14 protein-coding genes are annotated in these 14,638 nt (G+C 66.9%); 2 read left to right on the top strand and 12 right to left on the bottom strand.

Annotated elements, in window-relative coordinates; genetic code table 11:
• The first annotated feature begins 371 nt into the window (after nt 1-371).
• On the top strand, nt 372-1,343 hold the full coding sequence (locus tag ACIBK2_RS31920) for a 5'-3' exonuclease H3TH domain-containing protein (protein WP_396972615.1): 972 nt from the start codon (nt 372-374) through the stop codon (nt 1,341-1,343).
• Between the two features lie 785 nt (nt 1,344-2,128).
• Here ACIBK2_RS31920 and ACIBK2_RS31915 read toward each other — a convergent pair.
• The 7 genes from ACIBK2_RS31915 to ACIBK2_RS31885 form a co-directional block, all read right to left on the bottom strand.
• Nucleotides 2,129-2,809, bottom strand: coding sequence for a DUF4333 domain-containing protein (locus ACIBK2_RS31915; protein ID WP_396972613.1), 681 nt, complete (start codon nt 2,807-2,809; stop codon nt 2,129-2,131).
• Nucleotides 2,810-2,928: 119 nt separating this feature from the next.
• On the bottom strand, nt 2,929-5,631 hold the full coding sequence (locus ACIBK2_RS31910) for a DEAD/DEAH box helicase (protein ID WP_396972611.1): 2,703 nt from the start codon (nt 5,629-5,631) through the stop codon (nt 2,929-2,931).
• Nucleotides 5,632-5,633: 2 nt separating this feature from the next.
• Entirely contained in the window at nt 5,634-6,587 is a 954-nt protein-coding gene (gene tatC / locus ACIBK2_RS31905) for a twin-arginine translocase subunit TatC (RefSeq protein ID WP_396972609.1), read from the bottom strand.
• Nucleotides 6,588-6,698: 111 nt separating this feature from the next.
• Entirely contained in the window at nt 6,699-6,974 is a 276-nt protein-coding gene (gene tatA, locus ACIBK2_RS31900) for a Sec-independent protein translocase subunit TatA (protein ID WP_357389358.1), read from the bottom strand.
• A 113-nt stretch (nt 6,975-7,087) separates the two neighbouring features.
• Complete coding sequence (locus ACIBK2_RS31895; protein ID WP_396972606.1) at nt 7,088-8,113, bottom strand: 2-dehydropantoate 2-reductase; 1,026 nt, start codon at nt 8,111-8,113, stop codon at nt 7,088-7,090.
• Nucleotides 8,110-9,084 (bottom strand): helix-turn-helix transcriptional regulator, encoded by a 975-nt coding sequence (locus ACIBK2_RS31890; protein WP_396972604.1) that lies wholly within the window; start codon nt 9,082-9,084, stop codon nt 8,110-8,112. Before ACIBK2_RS31890 ends, ACIBK2_RS31895 begins: the two co-directional genes overlap by 4 nt.
• A complete protein-coding gene (locus ACIBK2_RS31885) occupies nt 9,081-10,076 on the bottom strand; it encodes a helix-turn-helix transcriptional regulator (RefSeq protein WP_396972603.1) in 996 nt (331 codons plus the stop codon). Before ACIBK2_RS31885 ends, ACIBK2_RS31890 begins: the two co-directional genes overlap by 4 nt.
• A gap of 89 nt (nt 10,077-10,165) precedes the next feature.
• Between ACIBK2_RS31885 and ACIBK2_RS31880 the strand changes: the two genes are divergently transcribed.
• Nucleotides 10,166-10,462, top strand: a complete 297-nt coding sequence (locus tag ACIBK2_RS31880; RefSeq protein ID WP_396972601.1) for an MTH1187 family thiamine-binding protein — start codon at nt 10,166-10,168, stop codon at nt 10,460-10,462.
• Nucleotides 10,463-10,545: 83 nt separating this feature from the next.
• On the opposite strand, the gene ACIBK2_RS31875 is transcribed toward ACIBK2_RS31880, so the two are convergent.
• The 5 genes from ACIBK2_RS31875 to ACIBK2_RS31855 form a co-directional block, all read right to left on the bottom strand.
• Nucleotides 10,546-10,923 (bottom strand): nuclear transport factor 2 family protein, encoded by a 378-nt coding sequence (locus ACIBK2_RS31875; RefSeq protein ID WP_396972599.1) that lies wholly within the window; start codon nt 10,921-10,923, stop codon nt 10,546-10,548.
• Nucleotides 10,924-11,111: 188 nt separating this feature from the next.
• Complete coding sequence (pafA, locus tag ACIBK2_RS31870; protein ID WP_396972597.1) at nt 11,112-12,470, bottom strand: Pup--protein ligase; 1,359 nt, start codon at nt 12,468-12,470, stop codon at nt 11,112-11,114.
• Between the two features lie 208 nt (nt 12,471-12,678).
• Nucleotides 12,679-13,449, bottom strand: coding sequence for a proteasome subunit alpha (prcA, locus tag ACIBK2_RS31865; protein ID WP_396972595.1), 771 nt, complete (start codon nt 13,447-13,449; stop codon nt 12,679-12,681).
• Nucleotides 13,446-14,306, bottom strand: coding sequence for a proteasome subunit beta (gene prcB / locus ACIBK2_RS31860; RefSeq protein WP_357389342.1), 861 nt, complete (start codon nt 14,304-14,306; stop codon nt 13,446-13,448). Before prcB ends, prcA begins: the two co-directional genes overlap by 4 nt.
• Nucleotides 14,303-14,497, bottom strand: a complete 195-nt coding sequence (locus tag ACIBK2_RS31855) for a ubiquitin-like protein Pup (protein WP_107657679.1) — start codon at nt 14,495-14,497, stop codon at nt 14,303-14,305. Before ACIBK2_RS31855 ends, prcB begins: the two co-directional genes overlap by 4 nt.
• Nucleotides 14,498-14,638: the final 141 nt, after the last annotated feature.

Raw genomic sequence — 14,638 nt, 5'->3', positions numbered from 1 at the left:
CGAACCCGAGCACCCCCACTCCACTTCGCAGAACCGCACCGTCTTCGCACACTCGCTCGGCGCCTCGCACAGCCGTCGACCGGTCTAAAGATGTGTGACAAGACGACCAACTTTGCGAAGACGGAAGTCGTCGAGTGGGACCCGATCGGCGCATGTGGGGATGCCTGCTCCGGAGTTGGCGGGGCGCTGAACCCCCGCTGGCCGATATGGAGGCAGGGCACGGATTCGGCACGTGCCTGCTGAACGCACTGGATTGGGCTCCGAGAAGTCCGGTCAGGACTGTCGTGGCCTCGATGCGTCGACCGCACTGCGGCTCGCACATCGGGCCGGATCGTCGGGGGTTTGTCGGGGGTGGGAGGTAGCCTCAGCGCGTGACTTCTGCTGCGACCTCCGGTGGACCGCTGTTGCTCCTGGACGGGGCGAGCCTGTGGTTCCGTGCCTTTCACGCGATTCCCGAAAAGATCACCGCGCCGGACGGGCGGTCGGTCAATGCGGTGCGCGGGTTCACCGATATGGTCGCGTCGCTGATCACGAAGCATGCGCCGAGCCGGTTGGTGGTGTGCCTCGACCTGAACTGGCGGCCCACGTTCCGCGTCGAACTGGTGCCGTCGTACAAGGCGCATCGGCTCGACACCTCTGCCGACGCAGGTCCGGGCGCCGAGACGGTGCCGGACACGCTGACCCCGCAGGTCGACATGATCATGGAGGTGCTCGCGGCGGCCGGGATCGCGACCGGCGGCGCCGAGGGGCTGGAGGCCGACGACGTGCTCGGCACCTTGGCGACCCGCGAGACCAGTGACGACGTCGTGGTGGTCAGCGGCGACCGCGACCTGCTGCAACTCGTCCGCGATTCACCGAAGCCGCCCGTACGGGTGCTCTACGCGGGACGTGGACTGGCCAAGGCAGAGCTGTTCGGCCCGGCCGAGGTTTCCACCAAATACGGTGTGCCGCTGGAGAATGCGGGCCGCGCCTACGCGGACCTCGCCACCCTGCGCGGCGACGCCTCGGACGGCTTGCCCGGCGTCGCGGGCATCGGCGAGAAGTCCGCGTCGCTGCTGATCACCCGATTCGGTTCCCTGGAGGCACTGGTAGCCGCAGTCGAAGACCCCGAAGCCGACCTCTCCCAGGGTATCCGCGCCAAACTCCGTGCAGCAGAAGACTATTTGAAGGCAGCAGCCCCCGTAGTCCGCGTAGTCTGCGACGCCGAAGTCGAACTCTCCCGCCCCGACACCCTCCCCACCACCCCCGCCGACCCCGACCGCCTCCACGAACTGGCCACCACCTACAACGCCGAAAGCCCCATCACCCGCCTCACCAAGGCCCTCGCCACCCGCACCGGATAGACAAACCGCCGCCCGCCGCGCATCTCTTTGCCCGCCGGCGCACAGTATTGCCAGCAATCCCGTGCGCGGTAGCACAACTCGTGCGCGGCGACTTCCATCACGCGCCACTCCGCCCACTGCGCACCGGTGAGGATCGCCGCGCCCCCGCGCACCTTTCAGCCAGTTGCGCACGAAATTGCCAGCAATCCCGTGCGCGGCTGCATAATTCGTGCGCGGCGAGGCCCACCCCGCATCTGACCGCATTCGCGAGTTGGCCACCCACAACGCCGAAAGCCCGGTCACCCGCCTCATCAGGGCCCTCGCCACCCGCACCGGCTCGACAAAGCAGTCCGCCGCGCATCTCTTTGCCCGCCGCGCACGGTATTGCCAGCAATTCCGCGCGCGGTAGCACAACTCGTGCGCGGCGACTTCCATCACGCGCCACTCCGCCCACTGCGCACCGGTGAGGATCGCCGCGCCCCGCGCACCTTTCAGCCAGTTGCACACGAAATTGCTGGCAATACCGTGCGCAGCTGCACAATTCGCGCGCAACGAGGCCCCCGCGCACACAAGCGGTGTGCAGCCTCTAATTCGCCTCGCTGACGACAAAATCCGCGCACACTCTCGGGATCCGCACTGGCTCTAGGGCCCTATTCCGAGTGCAGATCCCGAGAGTCGGTGCGGGGGTTGGCATGGCGGGACCGCCCGCCGCGCGCGACAGGGTGCGGATCTCGGGTGGGCGTGGGTACAGACGCAGACGGTCGGCCCATGGGGATGGGCCGACCGGGGCGTTGGGTGAAACGGTCCTAGTTGGGGCGGCCGACCTCGTAGGTTCCGTCTTCCTTGGTGATCTTGATGGTCACCTTTTTGGCTTCGCCGCTGACCTTGAGGTTGCAGTCGAAGGTGGCGTCGACCTTGACTTCCTGGCCGGAGGGGCAGGAGACGTCGGCGACGTCCTGGATGCCGTAGGAGTCGGTGAGGACCTTTTTGACGCCGTCTTGGACGGCGGACTGGTCCAGTTTGTCCTTGGAGGTCAGCACGAGGACGAGGGCGATGATGGCGCCGATGACGACGACACCGAGCACGACCAGGCCGATGACCAGGCCTTTCCCCTTGCCGCCGGACTGCGGCGGTTGCTGCTGCTGGCCCCACTGCGGCTGCTGTTGCCCCCATTGCGGCTGCGGCTGACCCTGCTGCCAATCCTGCGGCTGCGCCTGACCCCACTGCGGCTGGCTCGGCTGACCGGGCTGACCCCACTGCGGAGTGGGCTGCTGACCCCACTGCGGCTGGGCAGGCTGCTGCGGCTGCGGAGCCCACGGCTGCTGCGGCGGCTGCTGATCACCCCACTGCTGGGTCGGCTGCGCCGACGCAGGCGTCTGCGGTTGGCCCCACTGGGGCGTCCCGCCGGGTGCCTGCTGTCCACCCCACTGCTGGGTGGGATCGTTGCGTCCCTCCCCGGGTTCGCTGGGTCCAAACGGGCCGCTCATCTGGTTGCCTCCACTCGCATCGTTGTACACACGGTAGCCCCCCGCGTGGGAACGGTCGGATTACTCGAGTCCTCCGCCACGGTCGGTACGCGAAAGAAATCAAATCACAATCGAATCCGCTACGCGGCGTCCACCGCGACGACACCCCGCCTGATCGCTCGCACGGCCTTCGCAGCGGTCGAGGCGACCTCCGGATCGTCGGCGCTGCCGTGGATCTGATCGAGCAGGTCGATCACCTGCCTGCACCAGCGCACGAAATCGCCTGCGGACAGCGGCGCGGCCTGGTCGCCGCTGGCGAGCAACGACTCGGCCAACCCGTCGCCACGTGCCCATTTGTGCACGCCGGTGACGAATCCCAGGTCCGGTTCCCTGGTCGGCGGCAACTTGTGCCGCGACTCGTCGGACCGCAATTCGCTCCACACCCGAATGGTCTCGCCGATCGCCCGCCGGATCGGCTCCGTCGGACCCGTCACACCGAGATACCCACCGTCCTGGCGGGATTCGAACACGAGAATCGAAACGACACCGGCCAATTCGGCCGGACCGAGCCCGCGCCACAGCCCCTGCCGCAGGCATTCGGCCACGAGCAGGTCGCTCTCCGAGTAGATCCGCGCGAGCCTGCGCCCGTCCGCGGTCACCTCGGACTCGTGCACGAAGCCGCGTTCCTCCAGCAGCCCGACGATCCGATCGAAGGTCCGGGCCAGCGAGTTCGTGGTGGCGGCAACCTTCTGGCGCATGGTCTCGGTTTCCCGGGCCAGCCGGTTGTAGCGCTCGCCGATGCGGGCCATCTGCTCCCGATCCGCGCGGGTGTGCGCCGGATGGGAGCGCAGGCTGCGGCGCAGGGTCGACAATTCGCGATCGTCGGCGGCCGAACCGCGTTTGCCACGCCGCGGCCGGCCCGGCGCGGAAATTCCGGTGCTGCGCAGCGCCAACGCCAGATCGCGGCGGGTCTGCGCGGTGCGGTGGTCGATCCGTCGCGGCAACCGCATGTGCCCCAATGTCTCTGCGGGCACCGGGAAATCGGCGACCGAGACCCGGCCGGCCCACTTGTCCTCGGTGAGCACCAGCGGCCGCGGATCGCCCGGCGTCGCGTCGGGTTCGAGAATGACCGCAAGACCGGCGCGGCGCCCGGACGGGATCGCCACCACGTCACCGCGGCGCAACGCGGTCAGCGCGGCGACCGCGATCCCGCGCCGATCGGAGCGACCCTGCTGCTCGATCTGCCGTTCCCGCTGCTTGATCCGCTCGCGCAGCGAAATGTATTCCAGGAAGTCACCATCCGTGCCGCCGAGCTGATCACGCAGCTTGCGCAGCTGCGCCTCGTTGCGTTCGATGCCGCGCACCAGCCCGACCACCGAGCGGTCGGCCTGGAACTGCGCGAACGAACGCTCCAGCAGCAGACGCGATTCGGCGGAACCCATCCGGTCGATCAGGTTGATCGACATGTTGTAGCCGGGCTTGAACGAACTACGCAGCGGATAGGTCCTGGTGGAAGCCAGACCGGCGACGGCGCTGGTGTCGACCTCCGGCTGCCACAGCACCACCGCGTGACCCTCGACGTCGATGCCACGACGTCCGGCACGACCGGTCAGCTGGGTGTACTCACCGGGAGTGAGCTCGGCATGCGACTCGCCGTTGTACTTGACCAACCGCTCCAGCACCACCGTGCGCGCGGGCATGTTGATACCGAGAGCCAGTGTCTCCGTAGCGAATACGGCCCGCACCAGACCCTTGACGAACAGCTCCTCGACCGTATGCCGGAACGCGGGCAGCATGCCGGCATGGTGCGCGGCCAGCCCACGATGCACCGCCTCGCGCCACTCCCAGAAGCCGAGCACTTCGAGATCCGCCTTCGGCAGGTCACCGGTGTGCTTCTCGATAATCGCGTCGACCTGTTCGCGGTCGTCCTCGCGGCTCAAATCCAGCCGCGCACGCAGGCACTGCGCCAGCGCACCGTCGCACCCCGCGCGACTGAAGATGAAGGTGATCGCGGGCAGCAATCCCTCTTCGTCCAGCTTGGCCAGCACCTCGGGCCGCGGCAACGGCCGGAAATCACGCCGCGGACCGCCACGTCCATTGCGCGGCCGATCCCAGCTGTTCGCCCGATCAGCGGCCTCACGCTGCCGGATGAACCGCACCAGATCCTCGTCGACCAGCACCTTCTGATCGGTGGAATCGGTGTCGAACAGATCGAACATCCGCCGCCCGACCATCACGTGCTGCCACAGCGGCACCGGCCGAGTCTCGTCCACCACCACCGCGGTGTCACCGCGCACGGTCTCCATCCAGGCGCCGAACTCCTCGGCGTTGCTGACCGTCGCCGACAGGCTGACCAGCTTCACGTCCGGCGGCAGATGCAGGATCACTTCCTCCCACACCGCGCCGCGGAACCGGTCGGCGAGGTAATGCACCTCGTCCATCACCACGAACGACAGCCCGCGCAACACATCCGAGGACGCATACAGCATGTTGCGCAGCACCTCGGTGGTCATCACGACCACCGACGCACCGGGATTGATCGACTGGTCGCCGGTGAGCAGACCGACGCTGTCGCGCCCGTAACGCTCGGTCAGGTCGGCGAACTTCTGGTTCGACAACGCCTTGATCGGCGTGGTGTAGAAGCACTTACCGCCCGCGGCGAGCGCCAGATGCACGGCGAACTCGCCGACCACGGTCTTGCCCGCACCGGTCGGCGCGCAAACCAGGACGCTGTGCCCCTCTTCGAGTGCCGCACAGGCGGTGCGCTGGAAAGGATCCAGGCTGAACTTCAGCTCGGTGGAAAACTTCGCTAGCTCGCCCGTATGCGACCGGTGATGTGTCACCGTCAGAGGGTATCGGAGTAGTCCGACATCGAGCGCCCGGTTTTATCCGGGGGCGTCACCAGCGAGTCGGCCGGATCGATCGGGTCGGGGCCGGTGATCGAGGACGCCTCTTCGTCGGCCAGCGCGGCCAGGCTCTCCTCTTCCCTGCGGGCCCGGCGGATGTCGTTGATCCGGGAGAACTGGATCGCGACCTCGAACAGCACCGTCAGCGCGATCGCCAGGGCGAGCATGGAGAACGGGTCCTGCGGGGTCACGATGGCCGCGAACACGAAGAGCCCGAACGTGATTCCGCGCCGCCACGCCTTGAGCCGCGCGTAGGTGAGCACCCCGATGAGGTTCAATCCGATGATCAGCAGCGGGGTTTCGAAGCTCACGCCGAAGATGACGAGCAGCTGGATGATGAAGCCGAAGTACTGCGAGCCGCTCAGCGCAGTGATCTGGACGTTGTTGCCGATCGAGAGCAGGAAGCTCAACGCGTGGGCGACAACGACATACGCCAACGTGGCGCCGGTCGCGAACAACACGGTGCCGGTCGACACGAAGCCGACCGCGTACTTGCGTTCCTTCGCGTACAGGCCAGGTGTGATGAACGCCCACAACTGGTAGAGCCAGATCGGCGCGGCGAGCACGATGCCCGCGGTCATACCGACCTTCAAGCGCAAGGTGAACTGCTCGAACGGCGCGGTGGCCAGCAGCTTGCAGGTACCGTCCGGGCTGATCGCGGCGCGTGACGAATCCGGCAGCGAACAGTAGGGCCCGCGCAGAATATCGCCGAGGCTCTCGACGCCGAGGAACCCGTACTCGTACCAGATGAACCCGAACACGGTGGTGACGATGACCGCGGCGATCGAGACGAGCAGCCGATAGCGCAGTTCCTGCAGGTGCTCGACCAACGACATGGTGCCGTCGGGGTTGGTCCGGCGCTTGCTCTGCCGGGGATCGAACGGGATTCGCATGGCTGGTGATTGCCCCTGGGTCGGAAGCTCGGCTAGTGAGCTGGCGAGTGCTGAATGCAACAGCACAATGCCCGGAGTGAGTTCCTGCTCACTCCGGGACGAGCATTACGCTCAGAGCGTCTTCGGCTCGGCCTGGGGTTGCGGCTGCTGGGTGACCGACGGGGTCACCGGCTGTGCGGCAGGCAGTTGCTGCGCGGGCTGCTGCACCGGAGCGGCCGACGCGCTGTCGGACTCCTTGCCCTCGTTCTGCATCTGACTGACCTCGCTCTTGAAGATGCGCAGCGACCGACCCAGGCTGCGGGCCGCGTCGGGCATCCGCTTGGCACCGAAGAACATCACGAAAACGACCGCAATGATCAGCCAGTGCCAGATGCTCAGACTGCCCATGATTATTACCTCCCAAGACTGGTGATGGTTCTGATGCTACCGGAGGGTGACGTGCGTGAACGCACCGTCCGGCCCGCGTTGGCCCAGCGTTCAGCCGAGCCGTGCGCACTCTCTCAACGGCCGCTCGCGTGCGCGGCCCGCAGTTGTTCGTACAGTTCCGCACCGGTCCAGGTGCGCCGGTCGCCCTGCTCGGCCGCGACGATCAGTTCGATCAGCCGCTGATTCACCGGTGTCGGCAGGCCGACCATCGCACCGAGACCGACGATTTCGCCACAGAGCCAAGAGATTTCGGTTTTGCGGCCGAGTGCGAGATCGTCCGCCATGGACGAGCGTGCCATCGGATCGACGGCGAGCACCCGACCGAAGACCCGCCGGAAAATACCGTCGGGGACGGTCAGCAGCGTCGCCATCACCGCTGGTGGCAGCGGTGTCAGGCGGGCTGGTGTGATTCGCGCCCTGTTCATCACCGCGAGCGCTTCCCGCTGGGCCAGCGACAGGCAGCGGCGATAGTTGCGGTCGGCGAGTTCCTCGCGCAACGGACGCCCGGACAGGGCGTTGATGGGGTTGTTCAGGTTCAGCAGCAGTTTTGCCCACTGCACCGGGCGCAGGTCGGGGTAGCGGCGCAGTGCGAGGCCGGCCTGTTCGAAGACGCCGAGGAACGGCGTGAGCCCGGGATCGTCCTGCACGGCGAGCACGCCCTGGGTGCCGCGATGGAACCGTCCGCCCTCGTGATGCACCACGTTGAACATCACCATCCCGGCCAGCACCACGCAATTGGGCAGGATTTCCCTGATCACCGTGTCGTTGCCGATGCCGTTCTGCAGGCTCAGCACCACCGTGCCCGGTCGGATCTTGCCGGTGAGCTCGCGCACCGCGTCCGCGGTCGCCGCCGATTTCACCGCGACCAGCACCAGATCGGCCGAGCCGACGTCGTCCGGCTCGGTGGCCGTGTGGAATCGACCGGCAGGCAACGAATCGTCGCCGCCGTCGAGGTCGGTGAGCCGGAGACCGGACGCGGTGATCTCATCGAGCATCCGCCGCCTGCCGACGAACGTCACGTCGGCTCCCGCCACGGCCAGTTTGCCGCCGACGAACAGGCCGATGCTGCCCGCACCGATCACCATGATCCGGCTCGTCACCCGGCCGCCTCGAATCCGGCCTCCGCGTAGGCGGCCAGTGCGGCGTTGGAGCGCTCGCGCACTGCGGCTACCAGTTCCGGCGGGCCCAAAACCGTTACGCCGGAACCGAAGCCGAGTAGCAGGCGGGCCATCCAGTCCAGGGTGGCGAACCGCATGGTCGCCTCCAGGCTGCCGTCGGGGTGCACCGCGAGCCGGTTCATCGGGTACTGGTCGAGCACCCAGGCGTAGTCGCCGCGAATTCGCAAGCGCGCCAACGGAACCGCAGGATCGTCCTGGAACAGGTCGAGCGCCGCGGATTCCTCGGTGGCATGGCTCGGCGGCCTGGCCGGTTCGTCGAGTTCGGTGGCGGCCTCGATCCGGTCGAACCGGAACAGGCGAACGCCTTCGGCCTGCCTGCACCAGGCCTGCAGGTAACTGTTGTTGTCCACCAAGACAATTCGGATCGGATCGACGACCCGTTCGGTGACGACGTCGCGGCTCGCCGAGTAGTAGACCAGACTCAACGCGCGCTGCCTGGCCAACGCCGAACGCACCGCGGCGACGGCGGGCGCCTCGGTCGGCGGGATGCGGTGGCCGTCGGGTGCGGTGCCGGATCCGCCGACAATGGCCGATTCGATCTTCGCGATGGCCGCGTGGGCCGCGGTCGGGTCGACCATGCCGGGCATGTCCACGATCGAGCGCAGCGCCACCAGCAGCGCGGTCGCCTCGGTGGAGGTGAGGCGCAGCGGGCGGTCGATGCCCGCGGAGAAGGTGACCTCGATGCTCTCCTCGGAGAACGACAGGTCGATCAGGTCGCCGGGGCCGTAGCCGGGCAGGCCGCACATCCACAGCTGGTTCAGGTCGCTCATCAGCTGCTTGGTGGTGACGCCGAGGTCGGCGGCCGCCTCCGCGGCGCTGATGCCAGGGTGCGCGATGAAGTACGGGATCATGTTCAGCAGCCGGGAAAGTCGAACGGACAGCCTGGAATTCACGCGGTGACCTCCGTGCGATCGAAGACCGAACGCAGGCGGGTGACCACATCCGCGCGCAGTTCCGCCGGGGCCAGCACGACCGCGTCCGGGCCGAGGCCGGTGATCAGGCGGGCGATCCAGTCGCGGGAGCGCACCGGCAGCTCGACCACGGCGCCCACCCGGCCGCCGATGGTGCGTTCGCCGGTGACCTGGCCGATCCGGCGCAGCTCGCGGCCGCGTCCATCGGCCACCCACACGGTCGCGGTGCCGCTGACCGGTGCCGAGCTGGTGACCGTGTCGACGATCTTGCGTAGGTCGATACCGTCCGGTTTGCTGACGGCGTTTTCCGGCCCGTAGGCGGTCACGTCGTCGCCGATCCGGGACAGCCGGAAGCTGCGTACCGCATCGCGGGCCCGGTCGTGTCCGACGAGGTACCAGCGGCCGTGCCGGGTCACCACGCCCCAAGGTTCCACGTCACGCATCAGATATGGGGCATTGATCGCGCCGCGATGCTCGAAACGGACCGCTTGGCCCGCGTCGATCGCGGCGAGCAGTTTGCCGAGTACCGGCTCCGAGCCGCGAGTCCGCGCGGGCACGGCAGGCACCGACGCCACGGCCGCATCGGTCTCCACATGAATGCCCGCGGCACGCAGTTTGAGCAGCGCGCCGTCCGCGGCGGCGGCCAGTTCCGGCGATTCCCACATCTGCACGGCGACCGCGACGGCGGCGGCTTCCTCGTCGGTCAGGTCGATCTCGGGCAGCTCGTAGGCGTCCCGGTTGATCCGATAGCCCTCGACCGACGAGTACTTGCCGACCGGCCCGATCTCCAGGGGTATGCCCAGGTCACGCAGCTCGTTCTTGTCCCGCTCGAACATTCGGCTGAACGCCTCGTCGCTGGCCGAATCCTCGTACCCCGCGACGCTGTCCCGGATCCGCTCCGCGGTCAGGAACTGCCGGGTCGACAGCAGCGCGATGACCAGATTCATCAGCCGCTCGACCTTGGATATCGCCACCCGATAGAGGGTAATCGGCCTGACTCCGCACGTGCGCGTCGGCGCGCGATTCACTCGATCACATGTGTCGGAGCGGCAGTATTGATCTCATGATCATCGCTTTCTCCGTGACCCCACTCGGCACCGGCGTCGACGTCGGCCGCGCCGTAGCCGAGGCCGTCCGCATCGTGCGTGCCAGCGGCCTGCCCAACCGCACCGATGCCATGTTCACCACCATCGAGGGCGAATGGGACGAGGTGATGGGCGTCGTCAAGCAGGCCACCGACGCCGTCCTCGCCGCCGCCCCTCGCTGCAGCCTGGTCCTCAAAGCCGACATCCGCCCCGGCGTCACCGACGGCATGACCTCGAAGGTCGAAACCGTCGAGCGCTACCTCGCGGAAGGCTAGACGGCCGCACGCCATCTGATTTCCCGCACGACGGCTCGCCGCACCAACACGCGTGCGTATGTCAAAAGCCGTGCGGCGGAGGGCTAGTCCGGGATCGGCGTCTGCTGATAAAGCGCCAGTTTCCACTCGCCGCCCGCACGCAGGTAGACGCTCGACATGATCCCGCGGAACGCAGGCGCCTCCGCATCGCCGTAGGCGACGCCGGTGTAGACGAGAATCTTGCTGTCCACATCGGCGTCGACCACCCGCGGGTCGAGGATCTCGTAGGTCCGCCACGGCGGTGAATCTTTGAGCGCGGCAACAACTTCGCCACGCCCCAGCACCACCCCGTGCGCCAGCACCAGCACCGCGTCACCGGTCATCAGGGAACCGTAGAAATCAGCGCCCGTGCCATCACACAGCGACTCCCAGCCCCTACGCTCAACCTCGAGCAGCTCGTTCAGAAGTTCCGTGTCTGCCATATGTCCACGGTAGGGACAGTTGCCACATCCGACACCCGAGCAAGCCAGGTAGGTACTTCGCCGCGAACTTCCCTCAGCCGTCCAGCGCGCTGACGCAGCACTCTCACGTCTTCGTCAGGCACGTCCAGAATCTGGATGGTCACCATAGCTCTAATCTATGACGCCCAATCAGCGCCCGACTAGTGCTTTTACATCGACGCGATCAGGCGGTCCACGCGTTCGTCGACCGAGCGGAACGGGTCCTTGCAGAGGACTGTGCGTTGGGCCTGGTCGTTGAGCTTGAGGTGGACCCAGTCGACGGTGAAGTCGCGGCCTGCCTCCTGGGCGGCGGTGATGAAGTCGCCGCGGAGTTTTGCCCTGGTGGTTTGGGGTGGGGTGTCGACGGCGGCGTCAACGGCCTCGTCTTCGGTGATGCGCTTGGCCAGGCCCTTGCGTTGCAGCAGGTCGAAGACGCCGCGGCCGCGCTTGATGTCGTGGTAGGCGAGGTCGAGCTGGGCGATCTTCGGGTCGGACAGTTCCATGCTGTAGCGGTCCTGGTAGCGCTGGAACAGCTTGCGCTTGATCACCCAGTCGATTTCGGTGTCGACCTTGGCGAAGTCCTGGGCCTCGACGGCGTCCAGGGTGCGACCCCACAGGTCGACGACCTGGTCGATCTGCGGGTCGCGGTCGCGGTTGCGCAGGTGCTCGACCGCGCGGGCGTAGTACTCGCGCTGGATGTCCAGGGCGCTGGCCTGGCGACCGCCGGCGAGACGCACCGGACGACGACCGGTGAGATCGTGACTGACCTCGCGAATCGCCCGAATCGGGTTGTCCAGGGCGAAGTCCCGGAACGAGACGCCCGCCTCGATCATCTCCAGCACCAGGGCGGCGGTGCCGACCTTGAGCATGGTGGTCGGCTCGGCCATGTTCGAGTCGCCGACGATGACGTGCAGGCGGCGGTACTTCTCCGCGTCCGCATGCGGCTCGTCGCGGGTGTTGATGATCGGCCGCGAACGCGTGGTCGCGGACGACACGCCCTCCCAGATGTGCTCCGCACGCTGGGACAGGCAGAACGTGGCCGCCTTCGGCGTCTGCAGGATCTTGCCCGCACCGCAGATCAGCTGACGGGTCACCAGGAACGGCAACAGCACGTCGGAGATCCTGGAGAACTCCCCCGCACGCACCACACAGAAGTTCTCGTGGCAGCCGTAGGAGTTGCCCGCGGAGTCGGTGTTGTTCTTGAACAGGTAGATGTCGCCGCCGATGCCTTCTTCGGCCAGCCGCTGCTCGGCGTCGATCAGCAACTCTTCGAGGACCCGTTCGCCCGCTCGGTCGTGGGTCACCAGTTGGTGCAGGCTGTCGCATTCGGCAGTCGCGTACTCCGGGTGGGACCCGACATCCAGATAGAGCCGAGCACCGTTGCGGAGGAACACGTTCGAGCTGCGACCCCAGGACACCACCCGGCGGAAAAGGTACCGGGCTACCTCGTCGGGGGACAGCCGACGGTGACCGTGGAAGGTGCATGTCACACCGAACTCGGTCTCGATCCCCATGATTCGTCGCTGCACACTATCGACATTACAGCCATGTGATGCGCTCGCGTGGGGCTGCGGACAACACGAACGCATACGTCTTCACAACGATTCGGTCCGGCGCACGGAACGAAGTGGCCAGGATCACCCTCCCGAACAGCGGCAGCCGACAGACTTCGGGCCCGTGCACGGGCACCCGCGATCGCGGTATGCCCCTACACGGGCCCGAAGTTCTAGTTGGTGGTTACTCCGTTTCCGGAGTCTCCGCAGGCGCCGGTTCCGCCGCCTTGGCCTTGCCCTTCTTGGCCGGGTTCAGCAGCTGCTCCAGCGCGGAGTTGGTGACCCGGCGGAAGGCCCGCCGCGGCCGCGCCTGCTCCAGCGCCGCGACCTCGAGCGAGTTCACGTCGAGCACCCGCTTTTCCTTCTCTGCACCCTCGGGGACGCCCGCCTGCAGCGCCGCCACCGCGACCTTGACCGCGCCGGCCAGGTCGAGCCCCGGCTTGTAGGACCCCTTCAACGCGGTGAGGATCGGCTCGGTCGTGCCGCCCATCACCACGTATTCGCGCTCGTCCACGATCGATCCGTCGAAGGTGATCCGATACAGCACCGAGGTCGGCTGCTGCTCCGGATACCCCACCTCCGCCACACAGATCTCCACCTCGTAGGGCTTGAGCTGATCGGTGAAGATCGACCCGAGCACCTGCGCGTAGGCGTTGGCCAGCGCACGGCCGGTCACGTCGCGGCGATCGTACTGATAACCGCGAATGTCGGCCTGCAGGATTCCGCTGCGGCGCAGATTCTCGAACTCGTTGTACTTGCCGACCGCGGCGAAACCCACCCGGTCGTAGAGCTCACTCACCTTGTGCAGCGTCGCGGACGGGTTCTCCGCGACGAACAGCACACCCTTGTCGTACACCAGAACCACCACGCTGCGACCCCGACCGATGCCCTTGCGGGCGAGCTCGGTCTTGTCGCGCATGATCTGCTCGGCAGACGCGTAATAAGGCAGTGTCATGCGCGGGCACTCCCCTCTTCGGCAGCCTCACGATCGGCCACGATGCCACGGGCGATCACCTCGAGGCGGTCCTCGGTCACCTCGACCGCGCCCTCCTCGTCGATCACGATCGCCGTCGGATAGATCCCGCGCATCAGATCGGGACCGCCCGTCGCGGTGTCGTCGTCGGCCGCGTCGAACAACGCCTCTACGGCGATGCGCAGCGCGCGCTCCTGATCAATTCCCTTGGCGTACAGCTTCTTCAGCGACCCCTTGGCGAAGACCGAACCCGATCCCACCGCGGCGTAACCGAACCGCTCCTCGCTACGTCCACCCACCACGTCGTACGACACGATGCGACCGACCTTGTCCGGATCTGTCGCATTGACGTCGTAACCAACCAACATCGGCACCACCGCGAGCCCCTGCAGGGCCGCGGGCAAATTCTCGCGCACCATCTTCGACAGCTTGTTGGACTTGCCGTCGAAGGTCAGGGATACGCCCTCGAGCTTCTCGTAGTGCTCCAGCTCCACCGCGAAGATCCGCACCATCTCGACGGCCATGCCCGCGGTGCCGGCGATGCCGGCCGCGGAGAAGCTGTCGGTGATGTAGACCTTCTCGATGTCCCTGCTGGCCAACAGGTTTCCCTGGGTGGCCCGCCGGTCACCGGCGATGAGCACGCCACCGCGGTAGCTGATCGCGACGATGGTGGTGCCATGCGGCGCGATGTCCTTCGCACTGGTGGCGCTCAGAGCCGCGCCATCGATCGGTCCGAACTTGTTGCCTGGCAACATTTCCGGAGCGTGCATGCGGAGGTATTCGGAGAAGGACGAGAGGGCGTACCCCAGGTGGAGACGCGAGGGGTCACCTACTGTCACTGGCCGCCTTTCTGAACGTACGCACGGACGAAGTCTTCGGCGTTCTCCTCGAGCACATCATCGATCTCGTCGAGCAGGTCGTCGGTCTCCTCCGCCAGCTTTTCGCGGCGCTCCTGACCGGCGGCGTCCGCACCCTCCGGACCGTCATCCTCGTCGCCGCCCCCGGCGCGCTTGGTCTGCTCTTGTGCCATGGCAGCCGACCTCCTCTGTCCTCATCATGACCGGAGCTCCATTCTGAGCACGGCCCCGGTCATGAGCAATGTCCGTGCTCGTTCTTCAACACTACCCAGCCGAACCGACACGATGTCGTATTCCGTGCCGATGTGGGCCGA

This window comes from Nocardia sp. NPDC050175 (assembly GCF_044459885.1).
GTDB lineage: Bacteria > Actinomycetota > Actinomycetes > Mycobacteriales > Mycobacteriaceae > Nocardia.
The sequence above is the reverse complement of the archived record's forward strand: the minus strand, read 5'-3'. Positions and strand labels throughout refer to the sequence as shown.